18 protein-coding genes are annotated in these 18,875 nt (G+C 62.9%); 3 read left to right on the top strand and 15 right to left on the bottom strand.

The window, feature by feature from the left end; all coding sequences use genetic code 11:
- Positions 1-8: 8 nt before the first annotated feature.
- Entirely contained in the window at positions 9-422 is a 414-nt protein-coding gene (locus tag GSQ89_RS10180) for a Rieske (2Fe-2S) protein (RefSeq protein WP_158924646.1), read from the bottom strand.
- 221 nt (positions 423-643) lie between these two features.
- Here GSQ89_RS10180 and GSQ89_RS10175 point away from each other — a divergent pair, with 221 nt between their 5' ends.
- A complete protein-coding gene (locus GSQ89_RS10175; RefSeq protein WP_158924644.1) occupies positions 644-1,711 on the top strand; it encodes an amidohydrolase family protein in 1,068 nt (355 codons plus the stop codon).
- Positions 1,712-2,073: 362 nt separating this feature from the next.
- Here GSQ89_RS10175 and GSQ89_RS40075 read toward each other — a convergent pair whose 3' ends face one another.
- The 13 genes from GSQ89_RS40075 to GSQ89_RS10110 all read right to left on the bottom strand — a co-directional run bounded on the left by GSQ89_RS40075 (position 2,074) and on the right by GSQ89_RS10110 (position 16,364).
- Entirely contained in the window at positions 2,074-2,220 is a 147-nt protein-coding gene (locus GSQ89_RS40075) for a GxxExxY protein (RefSeq protein WP_216856099.1), read from the bottom strand.
- A gap of 423 nt (positions 2,221-2,643) precedes the next feature.
- Entirely contained in the window at positions 2,644-3,513 is an 870-nt protein-coding gene (locus GSQ89_RS10165; protein ID WP_158924642.1) for an STAS domain-containing protein, read from the bottom strand.
- A 377-nt stretch (positions 3,514-3,890) separates the two neighbouring features.
- Positions 3,891-4,460, bottom strand: a complete 570-nt coding sequence (locus GSQ89_RS10160) for a GNAT family N-acetyltransferase (RefSeq protein ID WP_158924640.1) — start codon at positions 4,458-4,460, stop codon at positions 3,891-3,893.
- Positions 4,457-5,746 carry an RsmB/NOP family class I SAM-dependent RNA methyltransferase gene (locus GSQ89_RS10155; RefSeq protein ID WP_158924638.1) on the bottom strand — a complete coding sequence of 430 codons (1,290 nt, stop codon included), beginning with the start codon at positions 5,744-5,746 and terminating at the stop codon, positions 4,457-4,459. The genes GSQ89_RS10160 and GSQ89_RS10155 overlap by 4 nt, the downstream gene beginning before the upstream one ends.
- Before the next feature lie 286 nt (positions 5,747-6,032).
- A complete protein-coding gene (locus tag GSQ89_RS10150; RefSeq protein WP_158924636.1) occupies positions 6,033-6,890 on the bottom strand; it encodes a carbohydrate ABC transporter permease in 858 nt (285 codons plus the stop codon).
- Positions 6,887-7,804 carry a carbohydrate ABC transporter permease gene (locus tag GSQ89_RS10145; RefSeq protein WP_158924634.1) on the bottom strand — a complete coding sequence of 306 codons (918 nt, stop codon included), beginning with the start codon at positions 7,802-7,804 and terminating at the stop codon, positions 6,887-6,889. Before GSQ89_RS10145 ends, GSQ89_RS10150 begins: the two co-directional genes overlap by 4 nt.
- 18 nt (positions 7,805-7,822) lie before the next feature.
- Complete coding sequence (locus GSQ89_RS10140; protein ID WP_216856098.1) at positions 7,823-8,761, bottom strand: carbohydrate ABC transporter permease; 939 nt, start codon at positions 8,759-8,761, stop codon at positions 7,823-7,825.
- A complete protein-coding gene (locus tag GSQ89_RS10135; protein ID WP_158924632.1) occupies positions 8,758-9,672 on the bottom strand; it encodes a carbohydrate ABC transporter permease in 915 nt (304 codons plus the stop codon). Before GSQ89_RS10135 ends, GSQ89_RS10140 begins: the two co-directional genes overlap by 4 nt.
- Positions 9,673-9,732: 60 nt before the next feature.
- Complete coding sequence (locus GSQ89_RS10130) at positions 9,733-11,112, bottom strand: ABC transporter substrate-binding protein (RefSeq protein WP_158924630.1); 1,380 nt, start codon at positions 11,110-11,112, stop codon at positions 9,733-9,735.
- Between the two features lie 458 nt (positions 11,113-11,570).
- Positions 11,571-12,470, bottom strand: coding sequence for a carbohydrate ABC transporter permease (locus GSQ89_RS10125; protein ID WP_158924628.1), 900 nt, complete (start codon positions 12,468-12,470; stop codon positions 11,571-11,573).
- The gene (locus GSQ89_RS10120) at positions 12,467-13,390 is read right to left on the bottom strand and encodes a carbohydrate ABC transporter permease (protein ID WP_158924626.1); all 924 of its coding nucleotides are present in this window, start codon (positions 13,388-13,390) and stop codon (positions 12,467-12,469) included. Before GSQ89_RS10120 ends, GSQ89_RS10125 begins: the two co-directional genes overlap by 4 nt.
- Before the next feature lie 9 nt (positions 13,391-13,399).
- On the bottom strand, positions 13,400-14,782 hold the full coding sequence (locus GSQ89_RS10115) for an ABC transporter substrate-binding protein (RefSeq protein WP_158924624.1): 1,383 nt from the start codon (positions 14,780-14,782) through the stop codon (positions 13,400-13,402).
- A 403-nt stretch (positions 14,783-15,185) separates the two neighbouring features.
- On the bottom strand, positions 15,186-16,364 hold the full coding sequence (locus GSQ89_RS10110) for an acyl-CoA dehydrogenase family protein (RefSeq protein WP_158924622.1): 1,179 nt from the start codon (positions 16,362-16,364) through the stop codon (positions 15,186-15,188).
- An 83-nt stretch (positions 16,365-16,447) separates the two neighbouring features.
- Here GSQ89_RS10110 and GSQ89_RS10105 point away from each other — a divergent pair, with 83 nt between their 5' ends.
- Both GSQ89_RS10105 and GSQ89_RS10100 read left to right on the top strand, forming a co-directional pair.
- A complete protein-coding gene (locus tag GSQ89_RS10105) occupies positions 16,448-17,320 on the top strand; it encodes a glycosyltransferase family 9 protein (RefSeq protein ID WP_158924620.1) in 873 nt (290 codons plus the stop codon).
- 61 nt (positions 17,321-17,381) lie between these two features.
- Positions 17,382-17,903, top strand: coding sequence for a c-type cytochrome (locus GSQ89_RS10100; protein ID WP_216856097.1), 522 nt, complete (start codon positions 17,382-17,384; stop codon positions 17,901-17,903).
- A gap of 378 nt (positions 17,904-18,281) precedes the next feature.
- Here GSQ89_RS10100 and GSQ89_RS10095 read toward each other — a convergent pair.
- A partial coding sequence (locus tag GSQ89_RS10095; RefSeq protein WP_305782254.1) for a shikimate kinase occupies positions 18,282-18,875 on the bottom strand: 594 nt, incomplete at its 5' end.

The following is an 18,875-nucleotide window of genomic DNA, read 5'->3' as shown; positions in this document are numbered from 1 at the left end:
TCAAAACGCTACATCTCCACGACGACGTACTGCTCCTCGACCGTCACCGGGATGGTTTCCGCGACATACGGCCCCTCCACCACGCGGGCACCCTCGACAACCTCGACCGGATACTCGCGGACGCTGATCTTGGACGGATCGCAGAAACTCTGGCCGGTGCGCACGTCGAACTCCCACCCATGCCACGGGCACCGCAGGATTTCGCCCTTGCGGGAGTAGCGGTAGTCGCCCGGCTCATCCGACTCGATCAGCCCGGTCAGGATGCCTTCGCACATCGGGCCACCCTGATGCGGGCAGCGGTTGAACAGCCCGAAGAATTCACCGTCCAAATTGAACACGGCGATCTGCCGCCCGCGAATCGTAACGAGTTTCCGCTGACCCGGCGGAATCTCCGCGACGGTAGCCACCACATGCTTGCTCATGATCCCGACGTTCCCGTTATGCCGATCTTCAACCCCGACGGTAATCAAGCCGCCGCCACACCGCAACCGCGCCCCTCACGCCAAAGCCCGCCATCCCCCACAAACAATACGAATACTTAACGTAATCCTGTCCCGTCGGCGCCCCCTCATGCGGTTGCCATCCCGGCCAGCCCGCGCCAATCTGCCGGCAACGTGCGAAACCGAAAAGGCAACGAAAAACAATGGCCGACCCGAACAACCGCTACGATCTGACAGCCGCCCGCACCCACGGCCGCCCCGGCCGAGAGATCAGGCCCCGCAGCCTGACCGTCGACATCCATTCCCATGTGCAGGTGCCCGCCGCCGCCGACTATGTGAAACCGCACCAGCACCCCGACCCCAGGGCCGCCACCTACACCGAGGAAACCCGCATCCTCGGCCGCAAGCAGGATGAGGACCGGACACCCAACCTGACGGACCTGGCGCTGCGCATGCGCGATTTCGACGCCATGGGGCTGGACGCACAGGTCATCAGCCCCGCCCCGCCCCAGTGCTATTACGCCGTCCCACCCGAAATCGGCATCAAGGCCGCGCGCCTGGTCAATGAAGGCGTCGCCGCCATCGCCGCCAAACAGCGCGATCGCATTCCCGCCGCCATGGGATCGGTGCCGCTGCAAGCCGGCGGCGCCGCGGCGGCCGAGGAACTGGAATACGCCGTGAAAACCCTCGGCCTCAAAGGCGTCGAGGTCCTCGCCCATGTCGGCAACCTCGAACTATCGGACCCGTCGTTCGAGCCGTTCTGGGCAAAAGCCGAGGCCCTCGGCGCGGTGGTGTTCATCCACCCCAACAGCTTCACCGAACCCAGGCGCTTCAGCAAATACTACTTCAGCAACGTCATCGGCAATCCGTTGGATACGACGATGGCGCTGCATTACCTGATCTTCGACGGCGTGCTGGAACGCTACCCCAACCTGAAGATCATCGCCTCCCACGGCGGTGGCTTCCTGCCGGCCTACTCCGGCCGGATCGATCACGCCTGGGGCGCGCGCAGCGACGCGCACGGCAACCTGCCCAAACCCCCAAGCTTCTATCTGAAGAAAATCTATCTCGACACCATCGTCTTCACCCCCGACCAGCTCGAGGCCCTGGTGAAACTGTTCGGCGTGGAGAAAATCCTCCTCGGCACCGACTACCCCTACGACATGGCGGAATACGACCCGCTCGGTCACATCGCCTCGGTCGCCTCATTCACCGACGCCGACCGGGCCGCGATCGCCGGCGGCAACGCAAAGACGCTGTTCGGGTTATAACCCCGCCAATACCGGCCGACTCTCGATTCGTCATGGCCCAAGCCTCTCGATTCGTCATGGCACGGCGAAGTCCGGGCCATCCGCCCCAGTAAGGAACTGGATCAGATGACCCGGACTTCGCCGGCCCAAGACGAGGCTGATGTGTAGACATCACCAGCCGCTGGTATAAGTTTCCATCGGCAGCCCGACCCGCCATGAATGAAACCCTGCCCGTAGGAGCCACGGCCATAGCATCTCTCTTTTAAGGCGGATGACGCGGGATAAAGGGGGATGAAGGGGATGGCGCTCCCAATCAGGCCCCGCTGGTGATGCGGCGAATTTCGACTTTGGGCCGGCCGAAGTTAATCAGCAGACCCAAAGGCTTACCGGTTCGCCGGCAAGTAATTTCGGCATTGCGGGACATGCACGTCGCTCAGCGCGCGGACTATCTTGCGTTCGACGGTGACCCAATCCTCGACCAGCAGGCCGGCTGAATATTCGCCAACAATCACGTCGTCGCAAAAGACCACGATTCCCCGCCGCTACACGACGCTGAGCCCGGACTGTCGCATCTCATGCGCAAGGGCATACTCGTAGACTCAACGAACCCATGACCGAGCGCATTGGCAACCCGAAAACCACACCCAACAATCCGTTCGGTGACCGGCCCCCAAAACCGCAAATCCCCTTCATCCCCTCCTTATCCCGCTAATCCGCCTCAAAAAATGCCTTGGCGTCCGTACCAACGCCTGAGGGGCGCGCGAAAATCTTACGCTGCGGATACTAACGAACCATGAATCCCTCCAAACGCGGACAACCCATGGAGCGTTTCTATGTAGATGAAGGCGGCGAAGATTGGCGGCCCCTCGTGTCATGACCCGGCAATCCACGACTTGCAATACGCAGCGCGGTCAACGCAAGGATAGACCGGCCCGCCACACCCGTATCCGCCTCTAAGCCGCTGTCTCCGAACGGGTCTGCTTGACCACCATCCGGCCCATCCGCCGCAGCGCCAGCGCGAACGCATCCGCCAGGTTGGATTTGGACACGACGTTCAGTTCGACACCCAGATGCACCATCGTCTGGGCGATATGCGGCCGGATCCCGCTGATGATGCAATCGGCCCCCATCAGCCGAATGGCAGCGACGGTCTTCAGCATCTGCTGGAAGACCCGGTCCTCGATCACCGGCACCTCGCTGATGTCGATGATGGCGAATTCCGCTTCGTATTGCATGATGCAGTCCAGCAGGTGCTCCATCGCCGCCTGCGTGCGGTCGGCATCCAACGCACCCACAAGCGGCAGAGCCACGATGCCCTGCCACATCCGCATCACCGGCGCCGAGGGGGACTCGGTCATCTCGGACCGCTGCCGACTGATCAGTTCCTCCCGCGTCCGCTGGAACGACTCCATCATGAACAGCGCCAGCGCGTCGATCAGTTCGCTGATCGTCAGCGTCTCGGCCACCAGATGCTCCGGCTCCGATGTCAGTGCCATACGAAGACAGGCAAACAGCGGCGCCTTCAGCGACAGCACGAACGTCGCGGTTTCCATCGCCGAGAACCCTTGCAGACCGCGGGACAGTGACAAGTCGACAACGATCTCCCGCAGTGCGGTCAGCGACGGGTCGTTGATGTCGGTCAGGTCCCCTTCATGACAGGCCGCCACCAGCGCCGCGACGATCGATTCGCACTGTTCCTCCAGTTCAGCCCTGGGAATCCGCTTATCCGCGGTCGCGATAACCCGAGCCAGCCAGTCCGCCAGGACGTATTTCGTGGAATCCAGGATAATCGCCGGCAAACGAGATGTCTTTGGCCTGGCCATGGCGTCTGCAATCCTCGGCAGCCGAACAAAATGTCGGTTTGATACTAAATATGACCGGTTGATAATGATGTTGGCCGCCGCGTCGCGTCAATGGCAATTTGTCGAGATTTGTAGACGTTTATGTAAGACAACCTCATAACCACAGACGAGGACGGACAAAAACACAGTTAATGATATTATTCTCGATTTCCGATAGGAAATTCGACCACTGGAGGACACGTGGCACGCGCGACCAGCCATCAAAACAAAACCTGGCCATGCCTACGAAACGGTTCCCGGATCCACCAAATCGTTACTGGCCCCGACGGTTCGAGTCAAACCTGAACAAGACTTTGCAAACGCCGGTCACACTTGGCGATTTTCTATCCGCACCCGATTTACGAAGCCTGCGGCGACGCCGCCAGCAGTTGCTCGATCGGGTCCCACACGAACGCCGTCTGCGCCACCGCCTGGCCGGCGATCTGGATCGTCTGTTCCGCCACCGATCGCCCGCCCAACCGCTGGTAGAACCACCGGCTGGGATTGTCGCGCAGCACCCACAGGAACGCGGACCGGCAACCGATATCCGCCAGATGCGCCGCCGAAGCCCGCATCAGCCGGCGCCCAACGCCACGTTCCCGCCAGTCGTCCAGCACATACAGCGTTTCGACTTCCCCCTCCGCCAGCCGCCGGCCGGCGACTTCCACGTGGCGCGCCCGCCCGGCCGTGGAGAACCCGATGATCCGCGGCCCACTGCCCGCCGGCACATCCACGCCGGAGGCCGTTGCGACTGTCACCCCCGTGCCGCCACGGATCGCCGCGTCATAGAACGCCGCTTGCCGCGACACCGACATCTTGGCGAGGAACGTGTCCGGCAGAATCCCCGGATAGGCGCTGCGCCACGCCGCGACATGAACCGCGCCAATGGCGATCGCATCGGCCACCCTGGCCTTGCGCAGCGAAATCATGCCGTCCGCTCCAGCACCGCGGTGAAGAAGCCGTCGGTGCCGTGCCGGGCCGGGGTCAGCGACAGGAACGCACCGCTGTTTGGCGGCGGTTGCTCCAGCGGCCATGACCGGTCCAACGGGACCACGGCGAAATCGGGATGGCGAAGCAAGAAGCTGGTCACCTGAGCCTCGTTTTCCTCTTCCAGAAGCGAACAAGTAGCGTAAACCAAACACCCGCCCTTGCGCACCAAACTTTGCGCGGTATCCAGAATCCCGGCCTGCTTGGGAAGCAACTCGGCCAGGTCTGTCTCCTTCAGCCGCAACCGGGCATCCGGGTTACGCCGCCAGGTGCCCGTCCCCGTGCAGGGGGCATCCACAAGCACGCGATCGAACGTCCCGGCCCGCCGCTTCAACCACTTGTCCCCCGTTTCCACCAGATGCCGCTCCACATTATGCACCCCCGCTCGGCGCAAACGCCGGACCGCGCCGTCCAGCCGCGGAGCGGACACGTCACAAGCGACGATCTGGCCACGATTTTCCATCGCACTGGCCAACGCAAGGGTCTTCCCCCCCGCCCCGGCGCACCAGTCCGCCACCCGCATCCCCGGCGCCGCACCAACCATCACGGCAACAAGCTGGCTGCCCTCATCCTGGATCTCCACCAGGCCGGATTGGAACGCCGGACCACTGGTCACCGGCCGCCGCCCATCAATCCGCAGACCCCAGGGAGAGAACCGGGTCGCGTCCGCCTCCCACCCCTCGGCCGCCAGCGCCGCTTTCGCCTGGTCACGGTCGCCCTTCAGCAGATTGACCCGCATATCCAGCGCCGCCGGCAGCGACAGCGCCGCCATCTCCGCCGGCAGGCTGGCCCCAAAACGCGCGGTCAGCCTGGGCAGCAGCCAATCCGGAATCTCCAGCCGTACCGCATCCGGCATGGTGGGATGATCGATCGTATGCCCCTCGATCCGGGTCAGCGCACCCGCTTCCGCCCGGTCCAGCGGCGGCGCGGCGAACTGCCCGCCGGAGAACGCCTGCTGCACGCCGGATTTGGTCCAACCCTCCAGCAGCAGCGACGCCGCGACCAGCAGCCGGGCGGACGACGGCGCATTGCCCAGCCACCAGCCAATGCGCCGGCGCCCGCGCAAGATCGTCCACACCCGATCGGACACGGCTCGGCGATCGCCGGAACCGATGTAGCGGCGGGAGCGGAAAAAATCGTTGGCAACGGCATCGGCGGGACGCTTCGGGGCGCCCTCGATCACCTCCAGCAGATCGACCGCGGCGGCGATACGAGCAGCGGGGGTCACGCGAGCAGGTCGGGCAATGCCGACGGATCAGGCAAATCAGTCACCCTTGGCTGAGAACACAAAGACGACCCGATACACCCCCCCGCCCCGTTTGGCCATGTCCGATGGTGGCTTGCCGGGGTCAGGCCGGGCTCGCCCCATAGGCGTCAGACAGGCACTGGCACCCTTTCACCGTCATGGCCCGGCGTTAGTCCGAACCATCCGCGCTTCGCCCGTGGTGCGGAGACCGTCGGAACACGCCCCGCCTGACGAATGAGGCATGGCCGATCCGACCAGGCAATTCCCCCTACCCCTTCACGCCCCCCGACGCCAATCCCGCCACCATATACCGGCGCAACCCGAAATAGATCGCGACCGGCGGCAGCGAGTAAATGATAGCAATCGCCATCATGTAGTTCCACGGCGCCTCATCACTGTCGAAGAACTGGTTGATCATCACCGCCACCGTCATATGATCGGTCGATGACAGCAGTAGATACTGATACAGATACTCGTTCCACGTCAGGATCAGCGCATAAACCCCCACCGCGACCAGTGCCGGCGCCATCAACGGTATATACACCAGACGATACACCTGGAACGGCGAGGCCCCATCGATTTTCGCCGCCTCATCCAGCTCCATCGGAATCAGCCTGCCATATTGATGCAGGATCAGAATAGCGTACGGCGTGGCAAAGGTGACCTCCGCCGCGATCACCGCCCACAGACTGTCCGACAGCCCGTACCGATGCATAATGTGAACGAACGGGATCGCCAGCAGCGCCGTCGGCAGCAGATAGGTCAGCAGCGCGAGGTCGCTGACGATCCACCCCCTGCGCAACCGCATCCGGCCCAGCGAGAAACTGGTCAGCGACCCGATCAGCACCGTCAGCACCATCGTCGCGAGGCCCAGGATGATACTGTTGCCGAACTGGTGCCAGAAATGCTTCATGAGCCAGTAATCTTCAGTCCACACCGACCAGAAACTGTCCAGGTTCGGATCGGGCGGCCAGATACTGCCGGTAAACTCGTCGGCGTCGTCATCCAGCGCCATCAGCAGCATGTTGTACACAGGCAGCAGCGTCCACACCAACAGCCCGACGCCCAGCCCCACCTTGCCCGCCGTCACCAGGCGCCGCCGCCGCCGATAACGCGCGGCGTTCATAGCTGCACGCCCGTCACCCGTACCCGCCGCATCAGCAGCAGCACCAGCGGGATCAGCACCGGCAGCGCCGACAACATCGCCGCCACCCCCAGGTTCGGATAACCAAAATCGAACGCCTCATGGAACCCGTAGGTCGCCAGCACCTCCGTCAGTTTCGCCGGCGCCCCGCTCGACACGAAATACACCGTGGTGAAATCCCCCAGCGTCCAGATTGTGGAGAGCAACGTCGAAATCAGATAGACATTCGCCAGCAGCGGAAACGTCACGTGAACCAGCCGCCGATACCCCGTGGCGCCGTCGATATCCGCCGCCTCATGGATATCCCGCGGGATCGCCATCCGAGCCGCCAGGAATACCAGGGTCCAGAACGGCATCCATTTCCAGATATACGACACGATGTTCGCCGCCATGGCGATCCAGGCCGAGACCAGGAACAACGGCCCATCGCCACCCGTCACCGCCCGCCACAGGCTGTCGAGCAGTCCCCATTGCGTCACCAGCATGAAGTGGATGGAGGTAAATGCCACCAGCCCCGGCAACGCCCACGGCACCAGGTAGATCGCCAGCAGCGACCGAACCCACCAGCTTCGGCTCAGGAAGAAGCCGGACAGCAGAAACGCCAGGAACATCTGCACGTTCACGCCGATGGCGACAAACAGCAGCGTATTGATCGCCGTCGTCAAATACAGCGGATCCGAGAACAGCAACCCATAAAGCGCCGGATCGCGCCCCATCCACAGCCCGAACCCGATCGGATAGATGACGAACGCCGCGAAGACCGCCACATACGGAACCACGAAAGCAATCGCCCAGGCGGTATCCGACCCACGCAACATCCAGCGCCAGGGCGGCGGCCAAATCCCACTGACAGCGGCGGAGCGGCCCGATCCCAGCGCCAGCCGCGAGCCGCTCATCGCCGCGGGGTGCCGCGATCAGCCCTTCACACCACCCATGGTCAGCCCCGCCGCCATGTAGCGCCGGAACCCGTAGTACAGGATGATCGGCGGCAACGCGTAGATGATCGCCGTGGCCATCATGAAGTTCCACGGCGACTCATCGCTGTTCAGGAACTGCGCCAGCGCCACCGCCACCGTCATGCTGTCCGGCGTGGACAGCAGCAGGAAGTTGTACAGATATTCGTTCCACGCCAGCAGCAGCGCATATGTCCCCACCGCGACCAACGCCGGCGCCATCAACGGCAGGTAGATCCGGAAATAGATCTGCCACGGGTTCGCCCCGTCAATCCTCGCCGACTCATCCAACTCCATCGGGATCGACTTGCCATACTGCGAGAAAATGAAAATCGCGTACGGTGTCGCGAACGTCGTCAGCGCCAGGATCACCGACCACAGGCTGTTAGACAGCCCGTAAATCTGCATGATCCGATACATCGGTATCGCCAGGAACGACGCCGGAATGACGTACGTCATCAGCGCCGCGTTGCTCAGCATCCAGCCGTTGCGGATCCGCATCCGGCCGATCGTGAAGCTGGCCAGCGAGCCGATCGCCAATGTCAGGAACATCACCGACAGCCCGACATAGAAGCTGTTGCCGAACTGATGCCAGAACCGCGCGAGGTACCAGAAATCCTCCGTCACCACGACGCGATAGCTCTCCAGCGACGGGTTCGCCGGCCAGACCGCCCCGCTGAAGATATCGTCATGACTATCGAGCGAGATGATGATCATGTTGTAGATCGGCAGCAGCGACCAGACCGCAATCAGCACGCCGATCACGACGGCCAGCGCTTCCATCCCGTAACGCCGCAGCCGGTAGTTCGGCCGCCTGCGCCGGCGAACCGCCTGCACGCTACCCGAACCCACCGTAACCGGCGGTTTCGCTCGGACAACCCGGTCGTAGGTCACGCTCATAGCTGCCCCTCCGACACGCGAAGCTTGCGCATCAATATGTAAACCAGCGGAATCAGCAACGGCAGCGCGGTCATCACCTCCGCCACGCCCAGCCGCGGCAGCGCCAACGTATAGGCATAGCGGATGCCCAACGTCGCCAGCACCTCGGTGGACATCGCCGGCCCGCCGCCCGACACGAAGTTGGTCGCGTTGAAGTCGCCCAGCGCAAACACCGTATCCAGCAACACGCACACCAGATACAGGTTCGCCATCAGCGGATACGTCACATGGGCGAACTTGCGTACCCCCGTGGCACCGTCCACCGCCGCCGCTTCATACAGTTCCTGCGGGATCGACATGCGCCCGGCCAACAGGATCACCGTCCAGAACGGCAGGTTCTTCCAGACATAGGCGCCGATATTGCACGCCAGCCCCATCCAGTGCGAATTGAGGTAGATGGGCCCGTCAATCCCGAACAACAGATACAATATGTTGTTGAACATCCCCCACTGGCCGTTCATCAGCCAATGGATTGAGATATAGGCCGGCAGCGCCGGCGTCGCCCAAGGCAGGATGAAGACAACCAGCAGTGCCTTCACCCACCAGCCCTTGCGCATGAAGAAGCCTGACAGCAGGAACGCCAGGAACATCTTCAAATTCACGCCGATGCCAACATAGACCAGCGTATTCAGCACCGCGGTGAAGTAGCGCGGGTCCGAGAACAACTGGGTGTACAGCTCAGGCTCGCTGCCCAGCCACAACCCATAACAAATCGGGTAGACAACGAAGGCGAGGAACAGCGCCACATACGGCACCGCAAAGGCGATCGCCCAGATGTAGTCCGCCCCACGCAACCCGCCGAACCAGGCGCGCCGCCTAGAGCGCGGGGCGCTGACCCCGCCGATCGCCAACGCCCGCTGTGAAACGCTCATGCTCGCCTCGCTGATAAGTCAGCCCGTCGATCAGTCGCTCAATAGTGAATCGTCCAACACTCAGCCAAAGGTAAAGCGCGCGAAAATCTCGTTGGCCCGCTTGAACGCCTTGTCCACCGCGTCCGACACCTTCATCCCGTTCTTGATGACGTCGGCATGCGCCTGGCCCCAGAGCTGTTCGGCATTGACCTGGCCCCAGGCAGGCGTGAACCCCTCATAAACAGGCATCGTCGGATTGATGATGCCTTCCTCGACATACGGTTTCAGGCACGGCTCACCGCTGTCCATCCACCACGGGTCATCCTTCACCGCCTGCGGCATCGCCGGCAGCCACCGGCCCAGCCCGGCCTTCAGGTTTTCGTTCATCACCTTCGGCTGCATGAAATACTTCATGAAGTCCTTGGCAACCTCGACGTTCTTCGCCCCTTTCGGAATGAAGCCGCCGCCGGCATTGACCTGCGTGACCATCGGCGTGCCGTCGTTCTTCTGCGCCGGGGCAAAGGTCAACATGTCATGCAGGAACGCCTGCTTGTCCTTGAACATCGCCAGTTCCGTCGACAGCGTGCCGTCGAAATCCATGATGAACAGCTTCTCGTGGAAACCGTTGTTGTCGTCGGCATCGTTCCAGCTCAACGCCTCGGGCGGCACGTAGCCTTGCGTGTAGGCATCCGTCATCCATTCCACCGACTTGATCGCCGCCTCGCGGATCTTCGGATCGTCGGTATGCAGCTTGCCGTCCGGCGTCACCAGCTTCTCGCCGCCATTGGCGATCACGAAGTGGGTGAACACGTTGTTGCCGTCGTTCGGCCCCACCGTGGTGACCTGCAATCCCAGCGCATAGACCTTCCGCATCCCCTTCCCGCGCAACGTCTTCTGTGCCGGCTTGAAGAAATCGAAGAACCCGTTCCACGTCTTCGGCGCGTCCGCGATGTTCAACCCGGCCTTCGTCACCAGGTCGCCCCACACATGGAACGGCGTTGCGCCCTGCTTGATCGGGCACAGGTAATAACTGCGCTTTTTCGTCGCCTTGTTATAAAATGTCGATCCCAGCTTTGCAGAATCCGACAGTTGAGCCTCAAAGGGCGTCACGACGTCGCTGACGTCCACCAGCTTATCGTCCCAGGCGTTCTGCGGCAGGATCGAACTCGGTGCGTCCATGAACACCAGATCGGGAACGTCACCGCTGGTCAGCGCCGAGATCGTCTTTTGGTTCTGCGCCATGAACGGCATGATGCTGTATTCCAGCTTGTTGCCGCTGGCCTTCATATAGCCCTCGGCCACCGCCACGAACGCGGCGTCTTCCTGCGGCACGAAGCCCTGGTTCATCCAGACCACGGCCGTCTTCGCATCGGCTCTAGCGATATACGGCCGTGCCAAAGTCCCAACTGTCGCTAAACCGAGTGACCCCGCTATAACCGTCCGCCGACTCATGTTGATCATGGTCGCTTACCTTCCCTGTTGGCCGGACATTTGGTGCCGGCTCGTTTGGCATGGCTGTTTTCAAACGCCTGCCTTAGCGACAGCTTAAGGGGCCTCGTTGGCCCCTGTCAATTCTTTGCCGCCCCAATTTTACTGCATTTTTCGGCATTTATGACTTTGATCGGACACTTTCGAGTGTGGCCCACGGCACAATATCATTCGCCACGCGAACCATCTCGACGGCAGCGGGCGAAGCAAGGCAAGCATCGGCGAAAATGAGTCCAGGCACTTGTCCGCGTCACGCCGGCACGGGCCTCAAAAGCCCGCATGCCCCGGCATGACGGTGCCAGCGGTCCCAGTCGGTCAAACCTCGCTCCGTTGGTATTATTATCGTTATTATTCTACAGTTGCCTCGGCGAAAGGATGAGGCAACCGTCCGACCGCTGTCAATTGATTTGTCACTACCTTCGGGCCGCCGCCTACCCCTTCACGCCGCCCATCGTCAGCCCCGCCGTCATATGCTTGCGGAACGCGTAGTAGATAACCACCGGCGGCACCGCGTAAATCACCGCCGTCGCCATCATCAGGTTCCACGGCGCCTCATCGCTGTTGAGGAACTGCCCCAACGCCACCGGCACCGTCATATGCGTATCCGAGGACAGCAGCAGGAACATGTACAAATATTCGTTCCACGCCAGCAGCAGCGCATAGGTCCCCACCGCCACCATCGCCGGCTTCATCAGCGGCAGGTAAATCCGCCAGTAGATCGCCCAAGGCGAGGCACCATCGATCCGCGCCGCCTCATCCAGTTCGATCGGAATGGAGGTGCCATATTGCTGAAAGATAAAAATTGCATAAGGCGTGGCAAAAGTAACCTCGACAAAGATCACCGCCCACAAATTGTCCGCCAGCCCATAGTTCTGCATCACCCGGTAGAACGGGATCGCCAGGAACGACATCGGAATGACATAGGTCAGCAGCGCCGCGTTGCTGACCAGCCAACTATAACGCAGCCGCAGCCGCCCCAGCACAAAACTGGTCAGCGTGCCGATCGCCAAGGTCAAAGCGCAGGTGGCGGCACCGATGATCAGGCTGTTGCCCATTTCGTGCCAGAAATGCGCGACGTACCAGTAATCCTGCGTCAGCACCGTCCAGAAACCGCCCAGTGTCGGGCTGGCTGGCCACAGATTGCCGCTGAAGATGTCGTCCTTCTGTTCCAGCGCCACCTCGAACATGGTGTATAGCGGTGTCAGCGTCCAAACCAGGATCACCAGGCAGATGACGCTCTCCACCGCCACCGCGATCGGCCGCCGCCACGGCCGCCTTCGTGTCGACCGGCGACGCTCGGCAGGAACGTGCCCCAGGGTCGTGGCACTCATAGTTGCACCTCGGTCTTCGCCAGCTTGCGCATCAGCACGATCACCAGCGGAATCAGCAACGGCAGCGCCGACATCACCGCGGCCATACCGAGCTGCGGGTTGTCCACCTCGAACGCGTCACGAAAACCCAACGTAGCCAGCACATGGGTGGACAGCGACGGCCCGCCGCCGGTGACGAAATAGATCGTGTTGAAGTCGCCCAGGGTCCATATCGTCGAGAGCAGCGTGCAGATCAGATAAAGATTCGCCAGCAGCGGAAACGTCACGCAGGTGAACCGTTTCAGCCCGACCGCCCCATCCACCGCGGCCGACTCATACAGTTCCTGCGGGATCGCCATCCGTCCGGCCAACAGGATCACCGTCCAGAACGGCATCCACTTCCAGATATAGGCGACCAGCGACGACCCCAGCGCCAACCAGCGATAGTTCAGCCACGACGGACCATCGAGCCCGGTCACCGCATACAGCGCGTTGTTGATGAACCCCCATTCCCCGTTCAGCATCCAGTGGAAGGCGATGAAAGTGGGGATTGCCGGCACCGCCCACGGCAGGATGTAGACCAGCAGCAGCGACCGCACCCGCCAGCTCTTCCGCGTGAAGAAACCGGACAGCAACAGCGCGCCGAACAGGTGCAGATTCACCCCGATCGCCAGGTAGATCAGCGTGTTGACCACGGTCTTCAGATAGACCGGGTCATGAAACAGCGCGACGTAGCTTTCCGGATTGGACCCCAGATACAGCCCGTAGCCCACCGGATACACAACGAACAGCAGGAACACCGCCGTATACGGCACCAGGAAGGCGAGCGCCCAGTTGACGTCGGACCCTTGCAGGCCACCGCCCCACAACCGCCGCGCCCGAACCCGGGATCGCGGCGCCTCGACGCCGGCCAGGGCGGCGGTGTCGACCGAACCGTCCATCGCGGCGGCTCAGGTCTGCCCGGTGATCGGATACTTTGAGAATATCTCCTCGATCCGGGCGAACGCCTTGTCGGTGGCCTGGTCGGGCGTCATGCCATTGATGATGTCCGCCGCGGCGACCGAGAAGACATGTTCGGCATCCACCTGCGCATAGGCCGGATTGAACACGTAGAACCAGGTCTGGGTCGGTCCCAGCACGCCCTGGCGGATCGCCGGCGGCCGGTGCGGATCTTTCGGGTCCAGCCAATACGGATCGTCATGCACGGTGGACGGCATCACCGGCAGCCAGCGGCCCTTGGCTTCTCTCAGATACCCACCAAGCCGAGCCGGCTGGATCAGATAGCGTATGAAATCCTTTGCCAAATCAACGTTCTTGGCGCCCTTCGGAATGAACGCCAGTTCCACGCCCAGCAGCACCGGCACCTGCTTGCCGTCATTATCCAGCGGCATCTGCGCCGTCATGATCTCATCGTAATAGACTTGCTTGTCGTCCATCACCGCCGTCTCGATGGAGATCGTATCGTTCGGCGTCATCACGACTTCCTTGGCGTGAAACGCGTTGTTGTTGTCCGGATCACCCCAATTCAGTGCGCTGGGTGGCACGAAGCCCTGCTTGAACGGCGTGGTCAGCCGGGTCAGTGCGGTCACCACCGCCTTGCGCACCTTCGGATCCTTCAGATGCAACTGCCCGTCCGGCGTAACGATCCCGCCGCCGCCATAGGCCATCAGAAATTGATTAAAGGTATTGTTGGGATCGTCCCCCGTGGTGGAGAGCGTATAGCCGAGGCCATAGACATGCCGCATATGCTGCGCCCGCAGCTTGGTCTGCACGGTCTGGAAGAAATCGAAGAACGCATCCCAGGTCTTGGGTATGTCGGTCGCCTTGAAGCCGGCTTTCTCCACAAGTGACTTCCAGACCGGAATATTCAGCGACGCGCCCTTGAACGGCACCCCGTAATAGGCGCGTTTCTTCTCCACGGCATTGTAGAACTGCGACGACTGCAGCGCGGTGGCGCTGAACGACGCTTTCTGGGTTTCAACGACGTCGCCCACATCGAGCAGTTTGTCGTGCCAGGCGTTCTGCGGCACGATCTGCGCCGGTCCATTGTCGGCGTACATCAGATCCGGAACATCACCGCTGGTCAGCGCCGAGATGATCTTTTCGTTCAGCGCCTGACCCGGCAGCAGTGTCAGGTTGACCGTGTTGCCGGTGGATTTTTCCCAGTCGGCGACCAGGGCGTGGAACGCCGCATCCTCGGCCGGGTAGAAGCCCTGGTTCCACCACATATTCAATGTCTGGCCCTTGGCGATAGCGGGCCGGGCCAATACCGTCCCTGCCGCCGCCAAGCCAACCGATGCCTTCAGTAAGTCACGTCGAACGATACCACGCATATTGCCCTGCCTCTCCCAGCATAAGGGCCTCAGCGGCAGTACGGCATTCGCTCCGGCAGCCACGCCACACATCCGGGCAACCACGTCTATCAGGCGGCAGCCCACCGTTTGGCGGGGTTATTGGGCCGTTTGGGCCGTTTTCTTGGACGCTGAAACCTGCCTGACAGACTGGGCGGTTACGGATCGCCGCGCAAGTCAACGAAACGGGCGAACGCGTTAACTTTTCGGAATGTATGGCGGCCGCCGTCCCGCCCGTCGGTCCGACGCGGCGACACGCCAAAACGCAACCGGAATCTCTCCAATTCTTTCAACCCGTTACGGAGCAACACGCTGTACTCCGCCCCTCGCCGGGTACAGCCAAAAAGGTGACGCTTCGACCGCCCCCGCTCGGGATTAACACAGTTTAATACGACCGCGGCATCCCCAGCACGTGCTGCCCGACATACCCCAGGATCAGATTCGTCGAGATCGGTGCGATCTGGTACAGCCGCACCTCCCGCCACTTGCGCTCGATCTCATACTCCCTGGCGTAGGAGAATCCGCCGAACGTCTGCATCGCCGTATCCGCCGCCTTCCACGCGGCCTCCGAGGCCAGCAGCTTGGCGATATTCGCGTCTGCCCCACACTCCTTGCCGTTGTCGAACAGCGCCGCCGCCCGCCGGCACACCATGTCGGCCGCCTCCAGCTCCGCCCACGCACGGGCGATCGGGAACTGCACCGCCTGATTCTTCCCGATCGGCGCTCCGAAAACCACCCGATCCTTGGCATACTGGGTCGCTTTCTTGACGAACCACCGCCCGTCGCCCACCGCCTCGCTGGCGACCAGGATCCGTTCGGCGTTCATTCCGTCCAGGATATAACGGAACCCCTTGCCTTCCTCGCCGATCAGGCTGTCGGCGGGAATGCGGAAATTATCAAAAAACACTTCTGTAGTGTTGTGATTGATCATCGCCTTGATCGGCCGCACCTCCAGCCCCGTGCCGGTGTTCTTCGCCGTCATGTCGATCAGGAACACCGACAGCCCGTCGCTGCGCTTCTTCACCTGATCGGCCGACGTCGTCCGAGCCAACAGCAGCATCATGTCGGAGTGCAGCGCCCGCGACGTCCAGACCTTCTGCCCAGTGACCACATAGGAATCGCCGTCCCGCACCGCCCGCGTCTTCAATTGGGTCGTATCCGACCCCGTCGTCGGCTCCGTCACCCCGAACGCCTGCAACCGGACACGCCCCGCCGCGATCTCCGGCAGGTATTTCCGCTTCTGCGCCTCACTGCCATGCCGCAGCAGCGTGCCCATTATGTACATCTGCGCGTGCCCCTGGCTGGCCACGCAGCCGGAGGCATTGATTTCCTCCAAAACCACCGCCGCCGCCCGCAGCGGCAGCCCGGACCCGCCGTACTCCTCCGGGATCAGCGCCGCGAGGAACCCGGCCTCGGTCAGTTCCGCGACGAATTCCGTGGGATACGCCTCTTTCTCCTCCAGCCCGCTCCAGTACGTGCCCGGATAGCCGGCGCAGATCCGCCGAACCGATTCGCGCAGTTCCGGATAATCTTCGCCGAGGGCGACTAAGGTTTCATCTGACATGGACGCGTCTCCGTAGGTTCGATGGCCGCGCACGCTGCCCAACCATGGCCGCCGGGTCAAACCCCTGCTAATTCCGCCCACAGATGAAAATCCTGTTCGTAACATCCACAAGGCTGGGCGATGCGGTCCTGTCCACCGGGCTGCTGGACCATCTGATCCGTACCCACCCGGATGCTCAGATTACAGTCGTATGTGGTCCGGTCGCCGAGGGCATCTTCGACCGCATGCCCAACCGAACCCGCACCATCGTCCTGCACAAGCGCTCCCGCAGCCGGCATTGGCTGCCGCTCTGGGCCGACGTTGTTCTGCATGTCTGGGACCTGGTGGTCGATATCCGCGGTTCGGCCCTCTCCTGGCTGATCCCCACCCGCCGCAGGGCGGTGTTCCGCCGCATCGACGGTCCCAAGATCGCGCAACTCGGCGCCATCCTGGGCCTGTCGCCGCCGCCACTGCCCGTCGCCTGGATCGCCGAAGCGGACCGAAATCGTATTCGCAATTTGCTACCAACAGATAGACCAATCATCGCCCTGGCACCCACCGCCAACTGGCAGCCCAAGGTCTGGCCCGCCGAACGCTTCGCCGCCGCCTTCCACGCTTTGACCGCGTCCACGATCCCCAACGCGGTCCCCGTCGTCCTCGGAGGCCCCGGCCCGGCCGAACGCGCCATGGCCGCCCCCCTGATGACGGCACTCCCCCAGGCCATCGACCTCGTCGGCACCCTGTCGCTGCCGGAAGTCGCCGCGGTGCTGCAAGCCGCGTCCCTGTTCATCGGCAACGATTCCGGCCTGATGCACCTGTCCGCAGCCGCCGGCGCCCCGACGGTCGGGCTGTTCGGCCCCACCGACGCCGCCACCTACCGCCCGGCCGGTCGCCGCGCCACCGCGGTCGTGGCCACCGCCATGACCGACATCGCCGTCCAACAGGTCGTCAAGGCAGCGGAAAATCTGCTGGCCTGACTCGATTCGCCGCCGTATGGTTCGTCATCGCAATAGCGCAATACCATCAGAAGGCCTCCGAATGCCCCGCCGAGCCATCCTTCCCGCCCTCGCGGCACTGCTCGCCGCCACATTCGCGGTTTCGGCGCAGGCCGCCAGCCCGCAGGTCGAACATGGCAAATACCTCGTGGCGCTCATGGGCTGCACCGATTGCCACACCCAAGGCCACTTCCTCGGGCACCCCGACGAGACCCGCTATCTGGGAGGCTCCGACGTCGGGTTCGGCATCCCCAACCTGGGCGTGTTCGTCGGCCCCAACCTGACCCCGGACAAGGAGACCGGCCTGGGCAAATGGACCGCCCAGCAGATCGTCACCGCCATCACCAAGGGCGAGCGCCCGGACGGACGCATCCTGGCGCCCTCCATGCCCTGGCGTGGCTTCTCCGCCCTGACCCAGCCCGACGCCCTGGCGATCGCCGCCTACCTGAAAACCCTGCCCCCGGTGAAGAACAAGGTCCCGGGACCGTTCGGCCCGAACGACACGCCGACCGTGTTCGTCATGTCAGTCCAGCCCGGCGCAGCCTACGCCGCCCACAAGCCATAATCCCGTCTCAACCCCATTGCCACCAAGCTAGCATCGGCCCACCAAGCTAACATCGGCCCATCAAGGTAGCACCGGCACTCTCTCACCGTATCAGGGGACCACGGCACCCTTTCATCGTCATGGCCGGGCATGTCCCGGCCATCTTCGCACCCGTAGCACCGGCGCTCTCTCATCGTATCAGGGGACCACGGCACCCTTTCACCGTCATGGCCGGGCATGTCCCGGCCATCTTCGCACCCGTAGCACCGGCACTCTCTCACCGTATCAGGGGACCCCGGCACCCTTTCACCGTCATGGCCGGGCATGTCCCGGCCATCTTCGCACCCGCGGATGAAACGCGCACAGCCGCTCCCTATCCGGCTGAACAATCCACCGCCCTTATGCGGCCCGCCCCCCGACAGCCTCCACCAACGCCGCCAGCGTATCCGCCACCGCCCGCCCGGTCGTCTCGATCTGCACGTCCGCGCGTCCATACAGCGCCTCGCGACTGGCCAGGATCGCCCGCAGATCATCCATCGATCGCCGATTGTCGCGCATCGGCCGCAAATCGCCCTGGTCGATGACCCGCTGCATGTGCGCCTCCGGCGCCGCCTTTACCCACACCGTCAGGCAGGCCTCCACCAGCCGCCCGAACGTGGCCGCCTCCGCCACGATCCCCCCGCCGGCGGCAATCACCGCTTTCGGATGGCGGGCAATCAGCCGGTCCAGCACCGCAAGCTCCAGCCGCCGGAATCCCGGCTGGCCATGCAGTTCCATGATCTCCCCCAGCCCGAGACCAGCTTCTTTCTCGATCTCCTGGTCCAGTTCCAGGAACGGAACCCCCAACCGCCCCGCCAACAACGGCCCGAGGGTCGATTTCCCCGCCCCGCGCAACCCGATCAGCGCAATGCGATCGCGATACCCCGGCGCCCGCGCGACCGGCGCCGCCACCGACGCCGCCTCATCCTCCAGCAGCGCCCGCAACCCGACATT

It is taken from the genome of Acidisphaera sp. S103, from assembly GCF_009765975.1.
Lineage (GTDB): Bacteria > Pseudomonadota > Alphaproteobacteria > Acetobacterales > Acetobacteraceae > Rhodopila.
This window is presented reverse-complemented; position numbering and strand designations above follow the sequence as displayed.

Coding starts and splice junctions, on each gene's coding strand:
- GSQ89_RS10180 (WP_158924646.1), bottom strand. CDS start 422: ATGAGCAAGCATGTGGTGGCTACCGTCGCGGAGATTCCGCCGGGTCAG.
- GSQ89_RS10160 (WP_158924640.1), bottom strand. CDS start 4,460: ATGATTTCGCTGCGCAAGGCCAGGGTGGCCGATGCGATCGCCATTGGC.
- GSQ89_RS10175 (WP_158924644.1), top strand. CDS start 644: ATGGCCGACCCGAACAACCGCTACGATCTGACAGCCGCCCGCACCCAC.
- GSQ89_RS10140 (WP_216856098.1), bottom strand. CDS start 8,761: ATGAGCGTGACCTACGACCGGGTTGTCCGAGCGAAACCGCCGGTTACG.
- GSQ89_RS10135 (WP_158924632.1), bottom strand. CDS start 9,672: ATGAGCGTTTCACAGCGGGCGTTGGCGATCGGCGGGGTCAGCGCCCCG.
- GSQ89_RS10115 (WP_158924624.1), bottom strand. CDS start 14,782: ATGCGTGGTATCGTTCGACGTGACTTACTGAAGGCATCGGTTGGCTTG.
- GSQ89_RS10150 (WP_158924636.1), bottom strand. CDS start 6,890: ATGAACGCCGCGCGTTATCGGCGGCGGCGGCGCCTGGTGACGGCGGGC.
- GSQ89_RS10120 (WP_158924626.1), bottom strand. CDS start 13,390: ATGGACGGTTCGGTCGACACCGCCGCCCTGGCCGGCGTCGAGGCGCCG.
- GSQ89_RS10165 (WP_158924642.1), bottom strand. CDS start 3,513: ATGGCCAGGCCAAAGACATCTCGTTTGCCGGCGATTATCCTGGATTCC.
- GSQ89_RS10145 (WP_158924634.1), bottom strand. CDS start 7,804: ATGAGCGGCTCGCGGCTGGCGCTGGGATCGGGCCGCTCCGCCGCTGTC.
- GSQ89_RS10110 (WP_158924622.1), bottom strand. CDS start 16,364: ATGTCAGATGAAACCTTAGTCGCCCTCGGCGAAGATTATCCGGAACTG.
- GSQ89_RS10125 (WP_158924628.1), bottom strand. CDS start 12,470: ATGAGTGCCACGACCCTGGGGCACGTTCCTGCCGAGCGTCGCCGGTCG.
- GSQ89_RS10100 (WP_216856097.1), top strand. CDS start 17,382: ATGCCCCGCCGAGCCATCCTTCCCGCCCTCGCGGCACTGCTCGCCGCC.
- GSQ89_RS10105 (WP_158924620.1), top strand. CDS start 16,448: ATGAAAATCCTGTTCGTAACATCCACAAGGCTGGGCGATGCGGTCCTG.
- GSQ89_RS10130 (WP_158924630.1), bottom strand. CDS start 11,112: ATGATCAACATGAGTCGGCGGACGGTTATAGCGGGGTCACTCGGTTTA.